Genomic DNA, 13,629 nt, shown 5'->3' with positions numbered 1-13,629 from the left:
GCTCATGCGCTGCGGGCCAGCACGCCCGACAGGTCGTCGCGCAGCCATTCTGCGATCCGCGGCCAGGCATGCGCGTGGGTGCGCGCCCCCATGAACAGGCCAAGGTGGTTGCTCGGCTCGGAAGCCGCAGCAATGAAGGCCGGCGGCGTGCCGAGGAGACCAGCTGTGGCGAGCGCCTGCGCAGCCGGCACGACGTCGTCGTCGAGCCCGGCGAGCAGGAAAACCGGCGCCTTGACGTCCTTCGGATCGACCGTGCGGCCAAGCGCTTTGAAGCTGCCGCCGGCGATCTGGTTCTCCCGGAAGATCCGGTTGACGACCTCCAGATAATACGCACCCGGCAGATCGAGCGTCTCCGCGTTCCAGTGGTCGAAGCGCGCGAGCAGCGCCGCGCCTTCCTCGTCCGACAGGTCCCTCTGCAACGCCGCCACGATATCATCGCGGTTTGGCGCCTTGGACCACAAGCGGAGCATCTCCCCGCCGCTGACATTGCCGCCACCGCGTGCGACGAGCTGGTCGTACACCATCTCGGGCGCGTTGCGGGTGAGCCGGCACAACGGCGAATCGATCGAGAGGTCGACGGGGGTGCCGACCAGCACCAGCCGCCGCACCTTGGCGGGAAAGCGCGCCGCATAGAGCAGCGACAGCCAACCGCCCTGGCACAGGCCGACCAGATCGACCGGCGCGCCGATCTCGTCGATGGCGACATTGAGATCGCCGAGATAGCTGTCGATCGAGAGATAGCGCATGCTGGGGGTGGCTGAGCGCCAATCGGTGAGATAGATCCGATCGATGCCGCCGTCTTGCAGGGACCCCACCACACTGTGGCCGGGCGCGAAATCGGCGATCAAAGCCCGATGCAGCGCATAGGGCGCGCAGACCAGCACGGGCTGACCTGACCGGCGCTGCGAGCAATCGCGCAGGCGCATCGTCGCAAGCTCGAGCGCAACGCGGTTGGGCGTCGTCCACGCCAGGTTGCTCTCGTTCTGCTCTGCCCGGCCGCGCTCGACCCACCAGAAGCAAGCGTCCATGGCCAGCCGGGCTGCCGTGAACGGCCATAGCAGCGGCTCGTCGGGAGCATGATCCGGTCCGCCTGGCTGTTTGCCGATCTTGTCCACCATGACGAGGTCCTTATAAAAACGCCTCGAGGCTGACGACGGAGACGCCGAGCTCGCGAAAGCTCCGATGGGCCGCGGCCACCGAGCCGTCGAGATCGATGCCGCGGCAGGCGTCCTCGATCACGGCCACCTCCAACCCCGCCTTGCGCGCATCCTCCGCCGAGAAGCGGACGCAGAAGTCCAGCGCGAGACCGGCGACAAAGACAGTCTTCAGCTCACGTTCGCGCAAATAGCCGAGCAGGCCCGTCGCCGTCTTGTGGTCGTTCTCGAACAATGCCGAATAGGAATCGACGCCGCGGCGAAACCCCTTGCGCACCACCAAGCTCGCCCTGACGACGTCGAGATCGCGATGGAATTCGGCGCCCGAGGTGCCCTGCACGCAATGCGCCGGCCAGAGCACCTGGGTGCCATAGTCGAGTTCGATGGTCTGGAACGGCTGCTTGCCCGCATGGTTCGTCGCGAATGAAACGTGGTCGCGCGGATGCCAGTCCTGGGTCAGCACCACATTGGCGAATTTTTGGGCGATTCGGTTGATCGCGGGGACGACCTTCTCACCGCCGGGAACGGCGAGCGCTCCGCCGGTGCAGAAGTCGTTCTGCACGTCGATCGCCAGCAGCACGTCGTGGTCGGAAATCTTCATCGCCAGTCTCATTCCATGTGCCCGGCGCGCCGGCCGCCGGACAGGAGCCCTTAGTGTCGGTCTTCCCGCCCAGCTTCGCAACCGCCGCCACCTTGCGGAGCCTGCGCGAATTGGTCACTACGGGCGCCAGGATGCAACGGTTTGGCCTCGTCCGTGTTGACTAGGCGCACCCGAGGGCGGATTCTCGAAACTGTTCGTGACGGGTGGATGGGGTCGAAGGCGCGGAGGACAGGGTTGCCGAGGCCGGAAGGCGGCGGCGGCCACGAGATCATGAATATCGGCAAGACAGGACAGATTCTTCTCGCCGATATCGGCGGCACCAATGCGCGCTTCGCGCTGAGCCGAAGCGAATTGGGCCAAGGCGATCAATCCGGACCGATCGATTATGTAAAGGTCGCCGACTTCCCGACGGTCCGGGAGGCCATCGCGGACGTCCTGGCGCGCCGGGCCGGTGGCGAGCAGCCGCGAAGGGCCGTGCTGGCCGTGGCGGGTCCTGTCAGCAACAACCGCTGCGTCATGACCAACAGCCCCTGGGTCATTGACGGCAACGAGCTGCAACCGGCTCTGGGCTTCGACAGCGTCCACGTGCTCAACGACTTCGAGGTGGTCGCCTGGTCCCTGCCCGCCTTGCAGCCTGCCGATCTGATCCCGCTCGGCGGCGGCGATGGCCTGCCCGGAGAGCCGTTGCTGGTGGTCGGTCCCGGAACCGGCTTTGGCGTCTCCTGTCTGGTCCAACGCCATGGCGCTCGCCTCGCCGTCGTCACCGAAGCCGGACACGCGACCCTGCCGGCAGAGAATGAGCGCGAGGAACGCGTGATCGCGTGCTTGCGCCGACGCCTCGGCCACGTCTCCATCGAACGCGGCGCGCTCTCGGGTTCCGGGCTGCAAAATCTCTACGAAGCCTTGGCGGAAGTTGACGGCGCTCAGGTGCCGCATCGCGATGCTGCCGGCATCACCAAGGCGGCCCTGGAGGGCAGCTGTCCCGTCAGCCGGGCGACGCTCGAGATGTTTTGCGCCATCCTGGGCTCGGTCGCCGGCAATCTCGCGGTCACGTTCGGCGCCCGCGGCGGCGTCTATGTCGCCGGCGGAATCGTGCCGCGCTTTCCCCAGTTCCTGACGGCCTCCGCGTTCCGGCCGCGCTTCGAAGCCAAGGGCCGGTTCCAGGACTATTTGCGCAACATCCCGACCAGGCTGGTGATCAAGCCCGATGCGAGCTTCGTCGGCCTGAAGATGTTTGCCGACCATAATGTGGATTGAGTTGCGGGAACTCGCCCCGCGCCGTTCCAATATTCACAGGTGATTGCGGCGAGCGCGCGGTTCCACGCAGGATCGTGCTTGCCTCTATGTTCCCGATGCGAAACAATCAGACCGTGTGTGGCGTAGTTGCGGGGGCGTGACATGCGTAAGCAGGATCTGGGTTTCGACTATCACCGCTATCACCGCCTGCTGAGCGAGGCGGACGACGAGGACAAGCGGCTGGCCCTGATCGACCTCCTGATCGAGGAAAAGGCGCGAGACCGGCTGGCCGCGCAGCGCGCCTCGGACCGGGCGGCCATGACGGCCCACACCATTGCCAGGGTGCTGAAGAACGGCCGCAGCTGAGCCGCGGCGTCTTTGTCGTCAGGCGTCTTCATCGTCAACAATGCGGCGCCGTCGCTCAATGAGGCGCCTGGGCCGAGGCTCCAGGAAACATCGAATCGATCATCGCCTTGAGCTGATCCATTGCGATCGGCTTGCGCAGGATCGGCCGGCGCCGGAGCAAGGACGGCAGCAGTTCTGGCCCGTAACCGGTCGCGAACAGAAACGGCTTGCCGCGACGTTCGATCAAGTCGGCGACGGGATCGACGTAGACGCCCATGAGATTGATGTCGAGGATGGCCAGATCGTATTGCGCGGTCATGGCAAACGCGCTCGCGTCCCGAACATTGTCCGCTTCCGCGACGACGTGGTGGCCGAGTTCCACCACCATCTCGGCGATCATCATCCGGATCAACGCCTCGTCTTCGACCAGGAAAACGGAGAGTCCGTCCGCCATCTCAACTCCGCAGTCAGCTTGCGAAGCTAACCATACATCAATTGCGGAGAGGATACACGAATTCGTGGCGGGCGCCGTTAATTCAGAGGCGCCCGATCCGATTCAACTTGATCAATCCAGTCCGCGTTCGTGGCTCAGGCGCACCATCTCCTGGATGAAGACCTGCTTCTGCTTGTCATCGAGGCTCGAATAGAGCGGCTCGGCGGCGTCGGCGACATTGCGCTGGTCGGCGGCGCGGTCGATCAGGAACTGCGCCTCGTTGCGCATCTGCTCGATGATGTCGTCGGGCGGATCACGCTTGGCGCGCGCAACCCGCAAGTTGAGCCGCTCTGCACCATTATGTCCCAGGTAGTGCATCGCGCTCGAAAAGCCGTACCAGTGCTTCTCCTGTTCGGGCGTGAGGTTCAGCTCGGTCTTGATCCGCTCGATATAGGAATCGCTGTTAGCCACGATCTGCTCGGCGGTCTGCTGCGGCGCGCCGGGCTGGGTGAGGACGGTGACGTCCTTATTGTCCTTGCCCTGCGGAGCGTTCTTGGCTTCCTTGCTCGCCTTGGCGCCCTTGCCCCCTTTGGCAGTCTTGGCGTCCTTGTCCTTGGCCGCGCCCTGCTGCTTGGCGTCCTTGCTGGACTCCTTGGCGGCCGGCGGCGGATTGCCGCCATTGTTGTTGCCGACGCCGAGCACGCCGGTGAAGACGCCGACGACGCCGCCGATTGCGCCGCCGAGCACGCCACCGACCGGACCTGCCGCCTTGTTGCCGGCGGCCGCGCCGTCCTGAACGCCTTTGACCAGACCTTGCGCATTGGCTACGGCGGCGGCACCGAGCAGCAGCGCGAGCACGGCCCCGAGCGCGATGCATCGCCGCATGTGAAGCCGCGCTGACGGCACCGGGTTGATCATTCTCGTCTCCATCGTCGATCTCGCTCGCCTGTTGGGCGGCAGCCAACCCGCCCGCCGTAACTCTATCGTTTCCACCGCTTCGCGGTCCAGCCGCAGCCAGGCGCTGTCCACGCCCGAAAAGTCTTTCGCGCGAAGCGGTTATGTTATGAAGGCTCATTCGAAACTGCGGCGTAATTGCGCACGGATTGTTCCCGGCCGGTTCAGACGTAGTGTGCGTCGCAAAAAACAAGCGGTCGCAGCTCACGGCCGCCACAGCACGCCCACCATTCAGGACACAACGTTAGTTCTAGGTGCGAGCCGATCGGGTTTCTCGACAGACGCGATCAATCATGATCTGATCGCGCTACCAATTTGCTGCGGCATCGGTGAATTGCCATCGGGCCGACGGCATCAACAAGAAAATCGAACAACAAGAAACTCGGAAAAAGACGTCTTAGAGGAAACTCCAACAACAACACCCAAGCGAGGAAACGAGATGTCACGCAAGAGACTGACGCGACGTCAATTTGTGGCTGCCACTGCAATGTCCTCCGCGGCGCTGATCGCAGCGCCTTATGTCCGGGGCGCTTACGCCGCCGGCAAGCTCTCGATCGGCTTCTGGGACCATTGGGTGCCAGGCGCCAACAAGGCCTCGACCGACCTCGTCAACGAATGGGCCGCGAAGGAGAAGGTCGAAGTTACCATCGACTACATCCCCAGCCAGGGTAACAAGAATCTGCTGACCATTGCCGCCGAAGCGCAGGCAAAATCCGGCCATGATATCTTCGCGATGCCAACGTGGTGGGCTCATTCCAATGCCGACCAGCTGGAGAACGTTGCCGACCTCATGGGCCCCATCATCGCGGAGAACGGCGAGGTGAACGGCACGGCCAAATATCTCGGCACTGTCGGGACCAAATGGCTCGGCGTTCCCGCCTGCGTCGGCAGTCAAATCAAGGGTCCCTGCTCCCGCATCGATCTGCTGAAGAAGCACGCGGGGATCGACGTCCAGGAGATGTATCCGGCCGGCTCTGAACCAAAGGCCGACAACTGGACACTGGAAACATTCCTGAAGGCTGCCGAAGCCTGTCACAAGGCGGGCGTCCCCTTCGGCATCGGCCTCGGCGAGACCACCGACAATGTCGATACGGCGGGCGCGATCTTCCTGTCGTTCGGCGCCCAGCTCGTCGACGCCAAGGGCAATCTCACCGTCAAGACCGACGCGGTTCGCCAGGCACTCGAGTTCTACAAGAAGCTGATCGGCTTCCTGCCGCCCGATGTCGCAGCCTGGGACGACGCATCCAACAACAAATGGCTGGTCTCCGGCAGGGGTGCGATGATCATGAACCCGCCGAGCGCCTGGGCCGTCGCCAAGCGCGACGCGCCGCAGGTAGCAGAGCAATGCTGGACACACGGATTCCCGGCAGGGCCGAAGGGGCGCTTTGCACCCTACCTGCCGTATTTCTGGAGCATCTGGAACTTCTCCAAGAACAAGGAAGCAGCGAAGAGCCTGCTGGTGGCACTGTCGAAGCCGGCAGCGATCGAAAAGATGGTCACGGCCAGCGGCGGCTACGACTTGCCGGCCTATGAGAAGCTGACAACGCTGAAGGTCTGGCAGGAAGAGGGTCCGCCGAAGGGGACGCTCTATCACTATCCAAATCCCTACAAGCATCAGACGCTGTCAATTGCGGCTTCGCCTGCGCCGCCGAAGATCGCGCAGCAGATCTATGCGCAGGCCACTCTCACCAAGATGTGCTTGCGATATCATCAGGGTGAAGCGATGGAAAAGACGCTCGCCTGGGCCGAAGGCGAATGCGAAGGCTTCATGCGGAGCTAAGCCGGAACGGCTCGCCGCGACGGTCTTAGGCCGCTCGCGGCGGGTCCTCCGTCTCACTTACGTGACGAGAGCCGACAGCTTCGGCTCTCGAACCTTCCAAAAGTCGGGTTTACCGACCAAACCGCGCGAGGAAATGCATCATGGCGGATGTCGCATTGCAGCCAAACAGAGTTGGCGCAGCGCAACCGGCGCGAAAACGCTCCAGTCTGCAAAAGGCGCTCAAACGCAAATCGACCGCGGCGTTCCTGATGACGCTGCCGCTGATCATTCTGATCACGCTTCTGGTGCTTTATCCTGCGTTCTACTCGCTTCATCTGGCGACCCTCAACAAGTCGATGCAGAGATTCGTCGGTCTCGGCAACTTCGAATTCCTGTTCAAGCGCGACACGTTCTGGCTGGTCGTCAAGCAATCCTGCATCTTCGCCATCACCGCCGTTCTGTTCAAAGCGCTGATCGGATTCATCGTCGCGCACTTCGTCCATAACATCCCGGCCAAGGGCCAGCGCAAATGGCGCGGCATGCTGCTGGTGCCCTGGGTCATCCCACCCGCCATGAGCACCCTGGCATGGCTGTGGCTGTTCGATCCCTCCTACTCCGCGTTCAACTATACGCTGTCGTTCTTCGGAATCGGTCCGATCCCGTGGACCGGCGACGCCGCCTGGGCGCGCTTCTCCGTCATTCTGGTCAACGTCTGGTACGGCGCGCCGTTCTTCATGATCATGTATCTGGCGTCCCTGAAATCGGTGCCCGACCAGCTCTACGAAGCCGCAGCCATCGACGGCGCCAACTGGTGGCAGCGGATCTGGTACGTAACGCTGCCGATGATGCGCAACATCATCGCGATCACGACGCTGTTCTCGCTGATCGTGACCTTCGCCAATTTCGACATCGTACGAATCCTGACCGCCGGCGGCCCGCTCGACCACACCCACATCTTCGCCACCTGGGCCTTCAGGATCGGCATCGAAGGAAGCGATATTCCGCTGGGCGCCAGCGTCTCCCTGTTCATGGTGCCAATCCTGGCGATCGCAGCGATATTCATCCTGAGGGACGTCAACAAGCGCGGGAATGAAGCCTGATGAGCTCAGTCACGATAGACAAGGCCGCGCCGACGCGCACGGTCAAGTATGGAAGCATGAGCCGCGACCGCAAATGGGCGCTGCGATGGTCGTACTTCTTTCTGACGCTGTTTGCGATCTTCTCGCTGCTGCCGCCGATTTACATGCTGATCACCTCGCTCAAGAGCAGCGCCGAAATCTCGGCGGCGACCAATCCATGGTGGGTTTTCCACCCGACGCTCGAGAACTATGTCGGCCTCTTGACGTCGAACCAGTTCCTGCGGTTCTTCTGGAATTCCGCGCTGGTTTCGATCTTCGTGGTCACCATCACGATGCTGATCAGCGTGCCTGCGGCATTTGCCCTTGCGCGGATGCGGTTCTGGGGCTCGGCCACGCTGGCGACCGGCGTGTTTCTAACCTACCTGATTCCGGACAGCCTGTTGTTCATTCCGTTGTTCAAGGTGTTCGCCCTGTTCGGCGACTGGACCGGCATCCAGCTCATCAACCGCTGGTACGTGCTGCTCTTCATCTATCCGACGCTGACGGTGCCGTTCTGCACCTGGATCATGATCGGCTACTTCGCCTCGATCCCCAAGGAGCTCGACGAGGCCGCGATCATCGATGGAGCGTCCTGGTTCCAGACGCTGACCCGGATCTTCATTCCGGTGGCGCTGCCGGGGCTGATCGCCGCGACCATCTTCGCCTTTACCGTGTCCTGGGCGCAGTTCCTCTATCCGCTCGTGTTCACCACCTCCACGGACCAGCTCGTGCTGCCGGTCGGCATCATCACGACGCTGATCAAGGGCGACGTCTTCAACTGGGGACAGATCATGACCGGCGCGCTGCTCGGCGCGGCGCCGCCGCTGATCATCTACGCCTTCCTGATGGACTACTACATTGCCGGCCTGACCGCCGGTGCGACAAAGGGTTGATGGCGAGGAGCTGAAGTTCGATGGCTGACGTTGCTTTGCGGAAGGTAGTTAAGCGTTACGACGATGTCGAAGCCGTGCGCGGCATCGATCTCGACATCGCCGACCACGAGTTCATCGTGCTGGTCGGTCCCTCCGGCTGCGGCAAGTCGACGACGCTGCGCATGATCGCAGGTCTCGAGGACATCAGCGACGGCGACATCATGATCGGCGGCGACATCGTCAACGACGTGCCGCCGAAGGACCGCGACATCGCGATGGTGTTCCAGAATTACGCGCTCTACCCGCACATGACGGTCGCGGAGAACATGTCGTTCGGGCTGCGCCTGAAGCACTATCCCAAGGCCGAGATCAAGGCGCGGGTGACGGAGGCCGCCCGCCTGCTCGACATCACCGACCTGATCGACCGCAAGCCGAAGCAGCTCTCCGGCGGCCAGCGCCAGCGCGTCGCGATGGGGCGGGCCATCGTGCGCAATCCGAAGGTCTTCCTGTTCGACGAGCCGCTGTCCAATCTCGACGCGAAACTGCGCGTGCAGATGCGGATCGAGATCAAGAAGGTGCACCAGAAGGTGCGCACCACCACCGTCTACGTCACCCACGACCAGGTCGAGGCGATGACGCTGGCCGACCGCGTCGTGGTGATGAACAAGGGACGGATCGAGCAGATCGGCACGCCGAACGAGCTCTATCACAAGCCGGCGACGCGCTTCGTCGCCGGCTTCATCGGCTCGCCGGCGATGAACTTCATCCCATGCCGGCTCGAGGACGTCGGCGGTACGCTGCAGATCCGCCTCACCGACCGCATCGCCTTCCCGCTGCCGCCGGCCCGGGCCGCGCGCTACAATTCGCTGCCGCGCACCGACAAGCTGCTGCTCGGCCTGCGGCCCGAGCATCTCACGGAGTCGCATGCGCATCTGGAGCCCGGCGTCGAAACCTTCGACACCGTTCTCGACGTCACCGAGCCGATGGGAATGGAGACGCTGGTCTATTTCGGACTCGAGGGCACACCGGTCTGCGGCCGCGTCAATCCCAATGCCGGCGCCAAGGACGGGGCTCCCATGCGTTTGGCGATGGACCTCAACAATATGCACCTGCTAAACGAGGCGACCGGCGCCGTGTTGTGACGCCGGTTCAAGAAACTCGCGCAGGCAGGGGACGATGGCGACCAACAAGAAGAAGATTTTCGTTACGCAAACTTTGTCGCAAGGGGCACGCGCCCTCCTCAACCAGCGGGACGATATCGAGCTCGTCGAGTTTCCGAACCTGATCTCGGCTGGGGATTTCGAGGCCTTGTTGAAGAGCCATGCGCCGGTCCACGGCGTCGCGCTCGGCGCCACCGCCTTCGGCGAGACCGAGCTCGAGGCCGCAAGAGACATGAAGGTGGTGACCCGGATCGGCGTCGGCTACGACGCCGTCGACGTTCCCGCCCTCTCCCGCCGCAAGGTGCCGCTGATGGTTGCGGGCAGCGCAAACTCGCCCTCGGTCGCGGAAGCGGCGCTGTTCATGATGCTGACGCTGGCCAAGCGTGCGCAGGAGCTGCACGCCTGCGTCAAGGACGGCAAATGGGCCGACCGGCTCGGCATGCTGCCGTTCGATCTCTACGGCAAGACCGTGCTGGTGATCGGCTTCGGCCGCATCGGCAGCCGCACCGCCAAGCGCTGCCTGGCGATGGAAATGAAGGTGCAGGTCTACGATCCCTACAAGCCTGCCGCCGAGATCAAGGCTGCCGGCTGCGAGCCCGTCGCCGACCTCGACGCCGCGCTGCCGAACGCCGATTTCGTCACCATCCACTGCCCAAAGACGCAGGAGACAATCGACCTGTTCGATGCGGCGCGGATCGGCCGGATGAAGCCGAGATCCTATCTCATCAACACCGCGCGCGGCGGCATCGTCAAGGAAGCCGCGCTCCACGACGCGCTGGTCTCGGGCAAGCTGGCCGGCGCCGGCATCGACGTGTTCGAGGTGGAGCCGCCGCCGGTCGGCAACGCGCTGTTCGCCCTGCCCAACGTCATCATCGCCCCGCACGTCGCCGGCGTCACGGTCGAGGCGGTCCAGCGCATGAGCGAGCAGACCGCGCGCAACATCCTGAGCGTGCTCGACGGCGATCCGATCCGGCAGAACGTGATCAATCAGGACGTGCTCGGCTGAGCTGAGCTAAGCTGAGCTCTTGGCGGGCGACGGAAGCGCCCGCCTTCGGAACGCCAGGAAGCGTCCCATTTTGGCGCAGATCGGGCCCCAACTCAGCCTTAATCAAGCGCGCCTAATGTTCCCGGCCGCGGCGGCAGTGGGACAGAACTGGCCGGCCGCGCCGAGCTGGAGGATGGAGCCTTGTCAGAGATCGACCCGACCGACCACGCGCTGGCGACCATCGCCAGCATTTTGGAACACCCCGAGCCCGTCCTCGTGGTCCGCCAGACCGAGACCGAAATCGTGTTCGCTGGAGAACGTGAGCATCTGGCTTCCGACGAGCAGGCCGCCATCGACGAGCAGCCGGCTCTCGAACAACACCCTGTCGTCGAAGAGCAGCCGCTGGTGCCGGAGCACACCGATGCCGACGGCTACAGCAAGGTCGGGCCCGGACCGATGGTGGCGATCCGTCTCAAATGGACGGTCCATCGCGGCGACGACGGCCAGTACTACGTCCACGAGACCATCGGCGAACAATCCGCGCCCGTGGTCAGCGGCCCCATGACGAGCGAGGCCGCGGTGCATTTCGTCGACACCCAGGAGGACGAGGCGCATCGGCGCTTCGAGCTGCTTCGCAGCGAGATCGCCGGCCGCAGCTCCCTCGCCGACTACGAGCGCAAGGGCGAAGCCTAAAGCGCGATGCGATTAGGATGAATCGTCATCGCGCTTTAGGTTGTTGTTTGAGCATGATCTTTTCGGAAAACCGCTGCGCACTTTTCCGGATCATGCTTTAGCGCTGCGCCTGGAGTTCTCCGTCCACCTCTCCCCGTCGGGGAGAGGTGCACAACCAGCCTCCGCAACTACTTCCGTCCGAGATAATCCTTTTTCACAAGCTCGACGCCCGCGTGCCGCAACAGATCGTAGGCGGTCGTGACGTGAAAGAAGAACTGGGGGACGCTGAACGTCAGCAGCAGCGTCCGCCCGGTGAAGGGCAGCTCGGTCCCGTTCTTCAGCTTGAAGAAGACATTGCGCTCCGCCGCCGCCTCGATCTCCGCGCGCGGCAGGCTTTCAATGAACTCGATCGAGGTCGCGATGCGCGCCTGGAGCCCGGCCATGTCGTGCTCCAGCGCCGGCAACGCTACGGGCTCGCAGTCTGCCAGCAAGGCCGGCGCGACGACGGCGTGGCGACAGGCTTCGCCCACCTGCTGCGCGAGGTCGTACATGTTCGGCGCAAGGCGCATGCCGAGCAGGACCGCCGGGTTGAACTTGCGGGCCTCCGCATAGGCGACACCCTTGTCGAGCAGCGCGGAGAGGTTACGCAAATACGGCACGAAGAGGCCGACCGAGGCCTCGTACATCGAGATCGTCACGTCGAGATTCCTTTCAATTCCGCCTCGCCAGAAGCTCGCATCTGGTTTAAATCCACGCTGTAAAGAGCTGTACAATGACAGCTTACGCAGGGGTGGAGAAGAGATGATCGTGCGTATCGCATTGGCTTTGGCCGTGGCGTTGTTGGCAAACCTTTCGGCCCAAGCGCAGCAGGCGCCTTCGCGGCTCGACGAGATCGTCAAGCGCGGCACCTTGCGGGTCGGCATGACCGGCGACTACAAGCCCTTCACCTATCTGGACAAGGCGACACAGACATTCAGCGGCTTCGACGTCGATATGGCGGAATCGCTCGGCAAGGCGCTCGGCGTCAAGGTCGAATACGTGGCCACGGCCTGGCCTAAGCTGATGAAGGATTTCGAGGCCGACCAGTTCGACATCGCGATGGGCGGCGTCTCGGTCACGCTCGACCGCCAGAAGAAGGGCTTCTTCTCGACGCCGATCATGCGCGAGGGCAAGACGCCGATCACGCGTTGCGCCGACGTCGGCAAGTACCAGAGCATCGCCGACATCGACAAGAAGGGCACCCGCGTGATCGTCAATCCCGGCGGCACCAACGAGCGCTTCGCGCGCGCTAACATCAAGGACGCTGACATCACCGTCTTCCCCGACAACACCGTGATCTTCGACGAGATCGCCAAGGGCAATGCCGACCTGATGATGACGGACGCCTCCGAGACGCGCTACCAGCAGAAGCAGCATCAAGGCGTGCTCTGCGCGGTGCATCCGGAAAAACCGTTCGATTTCTCCGAGAAGGCCTACTGGCTCCAGCGCGACATGGCGCTGAAGGCCTTCGTCGACCAATGGCTGCACATTTCCATGGAAGACGGCAGCTACAGGAAAATCTACGCCGCCTGGTTCGATTAGAGCGTTGTCGCGCGAGGCAAGGAACCGCTGCCATCAAGAAGACGCGCTAAGGTCAGACCTTGGAATCCCGTTCCGATTCCGTTGGAATGGCGCTTCAGGCCGCGTCCTCATGTCGCTTGCCTCGGCCCAACTTTGGACCGGCCCCTCGCCTATTGAACCCTGAACCGCAGGACGGCGACTCATACCGAGACAGTGATCTAGATCACTTTCTGCAATCGAACCGATGCGTAAGCGTCGGTGCGGGGACCACCTGTTCAGGAGATGGAAATGAGGAAGCTGTTGGCCACGGCCGCATTCTTGTTGGCGAGCACAGCTGCCCAGGCGCAGTACACGTTCGAATATGGCGGACACACCATCCGCATCGACCCCGACCGCGGCACGGTCCAGATCCCCGGCGTGTACGACAACACCGGCCAGACCAAGGCCAAGAAGGCCAAGAAGAACGAAACGGCACCGGGCCAGCAGCCGCCCCAGCAAGCCACGGTCGAGCCGCAAACGCCGGCGGCACCAGTTCCCGCACCTGCCCCAATCGCCCCGCCGCCCGCGGCGGCCCAAGCGCCCGCGGCTCCTCAAGCGCCTGCGGCCGCCCAAGCGCCTGCAGCTGCCCAAGTGCCTGCGCCGGCCTCCGCGGCCGTGGCGCCACCGCCGGCTCCCCCCGCGGCGCCAACCGCCAGCAATGCGCCGGCCGAGACCGCGGTATTGCCGCCGCCCGCGCCGCCGGCCCCCCCTTCGGCTCCGGCGCCGGCCACGCAGCAGGCC

Annotated in this window: 14 protein-coding genes and 1 pseudogene; 10 read left to right on the top strand and 5 right to left on the bottom strand. The window is 63.7% G+C overall.

What is annotated here, in order from left to right:
* Nucleotides 1–2: 2 nt before the first annotated feature.
* Nucleotides 3–1,118: an alpha/beta fold hydrolase gene (locus tag E4K64_RS24550; protein WP_135165807.1), complete on the bottom strand. Its 1,116-nt coding sequence runs from the start codon at nt 1,116–1,118 to the stop codon at nt 3–5.
* Between the two features lie 10 nt (nt 1,119–1,128).
* Complete coding sequence (pncA, locus tag E4K64_RS24545) at nt 1,129–1,767, bottom strand: bifunctional nicotinamidase/pyrazinamidase (protein ID WP_135165806.1); 639 nt, start codon at nt 1,765–1,767, stop codon at nt 1,129–1,131.
* A 258-nt stretch (nt 1,768–2,025) separates the two neighbouring features.
* On the opposite strand from pncA, the gene glk reads away from it, so the two are divergent.
* Nucleotides 2,026–3,012, top strand: coding sequence for a glucokinase (gene glk, locus E4K64_RS24540; protein ID WP_135165926.1), 987 nt, complete (start codon nt 2,026–2,028; stop codon nt 3,010–3,012).
* A gap of 141 nt (nt 3,013–3,153) precedes the next feature.
* Nucleotides 3,154–3,357, top strand: a complete 204-nt coding sequence (locus E4K64_RS24535; RefSeq protein ID WP_126257629.1) for a hypothetical protein — start codon at nt 3,154–3,156, stop codon at nt 3,355–3,357.
* Nucleotides 3,358–3,412: 55 nt separating this feature from the next.
* Here E4K64_RS24535 and E4K64_RS24530 read toward each other — a convergent pair whose 3' ends face one another.
* Entirely contained in the window at nt 3,413–3,790 is a 378-nt protein-coding gene (locus E4K64_RS24530) for a response regulator (RefSeq protein ID WP_135165805.1), read from the bottom strand.
* A 111-nt stretch (nt 3,791–3,901) separates the two neighbouring features.
* Nucleotides 3,902–4,687, bottom strand: a complete 786-nt coding sequence (locus E4K64_RS24525; RefSeq protein WP_167772231.1) for a Spy/CpxP family protein refolding chaperone — start codon at nt 4,685–4,687, stop codon at nt 3,902–3,904.
* 475 nt (nt 4,688–5,162) lie between these two features.
* Between E4K64_RS24525 and E4K64_RS24520 the strand changes: the two genes are divergently transcribed.
* From E4K64_RS24520 to E4K64_RS40510, 6 genes are all read left to right on the top strand, one after another.
* A complete protein-coding gene (locus E4K64_RS24520; protein WP_135165803.1) occupies nt 5,163–6,503 on the top strand; it encodes an ABC transporter substrate-binding protein in 1,341 nt (446 codons plus the stop codon).
* Nucleotides 6,504–6,643: 140 nt separating this feature from the next.
* On the top strand, nt 6,644–7,582 hold the full coding sequence (locus E4K64_RS24515) for a carbohydrate ABC transporter permease (RefSeq protein WP_135165802.1): 939 nt from the start codon (nt 6,644–6,646) through the stop codon (nt 7,580–7,582).
* A complete protein-coding gene (locus E4K64_RS24510) occupies nt 7,582–8,493 on the top strand; it encodes a carbohydrate ABC transporter permease (protein ID WP_025036339.1) in 912 nt (303 codons plus the stop codon). Before E4K64_RS24515 ends, E4K64_RS24510 begins: the two co-directional genes overlap by 1 nt.
* Before the next feature lie 20 nt (nt 8,494–8,513).
* Entirely contained in the window at nt 8,514–9,614 is a 1,101-nt protein-coding gene (locus tag E4K64_RS24505) for an ABC transporter ATP-binding protein (protein ID WP_135165801.1), read from the top strand.
* 34 nt (nt 9,615–9,648) lie between these two features.
* The gene (locus E4K64_RS24500; protein ID WP_135165800.1) at nt 9,649–10,638 is read left to right on the top strand and encodes a hydroxyacid dehydrogenase; all 990 of its coding nucleotides are present in this window, start codon (nt 9,649–9,651) and stop codon (nt 10,636–10,638) included.
* 180 nt (nt 10,639–10,818) lie between these two features.
* Nucleotides 10,819–11,310, top strand: a complete 492-nt coding sequence (locus E4K64_RS40510) for a hypothetical protein (protein WP_167772230.1) — start codon at nt 10,819–10,821, stop codon at nt 11,308–11,310.
* Nucleotides 11,311–11,477: 167 nt separating this feature from the next.
* Here the strand turns inward: E4K64_RS40510 and E4K64_RS24490 are convergent, their stop codons facing one another.
* A complete protein-coding gene (locus tag E4K64_RS24490) occupies nt 11,478–11,975 on the bottom strand; it encodes a DUF1993 domain-containing protein (RefSeq protein WP_135165924.1) in 498 nt (165 codons plus the stop codon).
* A 115-nt stretch (nt 11,976–12,090) separates the two neighbouring features.
* Between E4K64_RS24490 and E4K64_RS24485 the strand changes: the two genes are divergently transcribed.
* Nucleotides 12,091–12,870 carry a transporter substrate-binding domain-containing protein gene (locus tag E4K64_RS24485; RefSeq protein WP_126257621.1) on the top strand — a complete coding sequence of 260 codons (780 nt, stop codon included), beginning with the start codon at nt 12,091–12,093 and terminating at the stop codon, nt 12,868–12,870.
* A gap of 267 nt (nt 12,871–13,137) precedes the next feature.
* Nucleotides 13,138–13,629, top strand: a pseudogene (locus E4K64_RS24480) (DUF2147 domain-containing protein); the annotation flags it as partial.

Origin of the sequence: Bradyrhizobium frederickii (assembly GCF_004570865.1) — a bacterium.
GTDB classification, from domain to species: Bacteria; Pseudomonadota; Alphaproteobacteria; order Rhizobiales; family Xanthobacteraceae; genus Bradyrhizobium; species Bradyrhizobium frederickii.
The sequence above is the reverse complement of the archived record's forward strand: the minus strand, read 5'-3'. Positions and strand labels throughout refer to the sequence as shown.

What these genes read in the sequence shown, in the direction of transcription:
- E4K64_RS24500 (WP_135165800.1), top strand. Translation starts at nt 9,649, where the DNA reads ATGGCGACCAACAAGAAGAAGATTTTCGTTACGCAAACTTTGTCGCAA.
- E4K64_RS24490 (WP_135165924.1), bottom strand. Translation starts at nt 11,975, where the DNA reads ATGTACGAGGCCTCGGTCGGCCTCTTCGTGCCGTATTTGCGTAACCTC.
- E4K64_RS24485 (WP_126257621.1), top strand. Translation starts at nt 12,091, where the DNA reads ATGATCGTGCGTATCGCATTGGCTTTGGCCGTGGCGTTGTTGGCAAAC.
- E4K64_RS24510 (WP_025036339.1), top strand. Translation starts at nt 7,582, where the DNA reads ATGAGCTCAGTCACGATAGACAAGGCCGCGCCGACGCGCACGGTCAAG.
- E4K64_RS24550 (WP_135165807.1), bottom strand. Translation starts at nt 1,118, where the DNA reads ATGGTGGACAAGATCGGCAAACAGCCAGGCGGACCGGATCATGCTCCC.
- glk (WP_135165926.1), top strand. Translation starts at nt 2,026, where the DNA reads ATGAATATCGGCAAGACAGGACAGATTCTTCTCGCCGATATCGGCGGC.
- pncA (WP_135165806.1), bottom strand. Translation starts at nt 1,767, where the DNA reads ATGAGACTGGCGATGAAGATTTCCGACCACGACGTGCTGCTGGCGATC.
- E4K64_RS24525 (WP_167772231.1), bottom strand. Translation starts at nt 4,687, where the DNA reads ATGATCAACCCGGTGCCGTCAGCGCGGCTTCACATGCGGCGATGCATC.
- E4K64_RS24505 (WP_135165801.1), top strand. Translation starts at nt 8,514, where the DNA reads ATGGCTGACGTTGCTTTGCGGAAGGTAGTTAAGCGTTACGACGATGTC.
- E4K64_RS24515 (WP_135165802.1), top strand. Translation starts at nt 6,644, where the DNA reads ATGGCGGATGTCGCATTGCAGCCAAACAGAGTTGGCGCAGCGCAACCG.
- E4K64_RS24530 (WP_135165805.1), bottom strand. Translation starts at nt 3,790, where the DNA reads ATGGCGGACGGACTCTCCGTTTTCCTGGTCGAAGACGAGGCGTTGATC.
- E4K64_RS24520 (WP_135165803.1), top strand. Translation starts at nt 5,163, where the DNA reads ATGTCACGCAAGAGACTGACGCGACGTCAATTTGTGGCTGCCACTGCA.
- E4K64_RS24535 (WP_126257629.1), top strand. Translation starts at nt 3,154, where the DNA reads ATGCGTAAGCAGGATCTGGGTTTCGACTATCACCGCTATCACCGCCTG.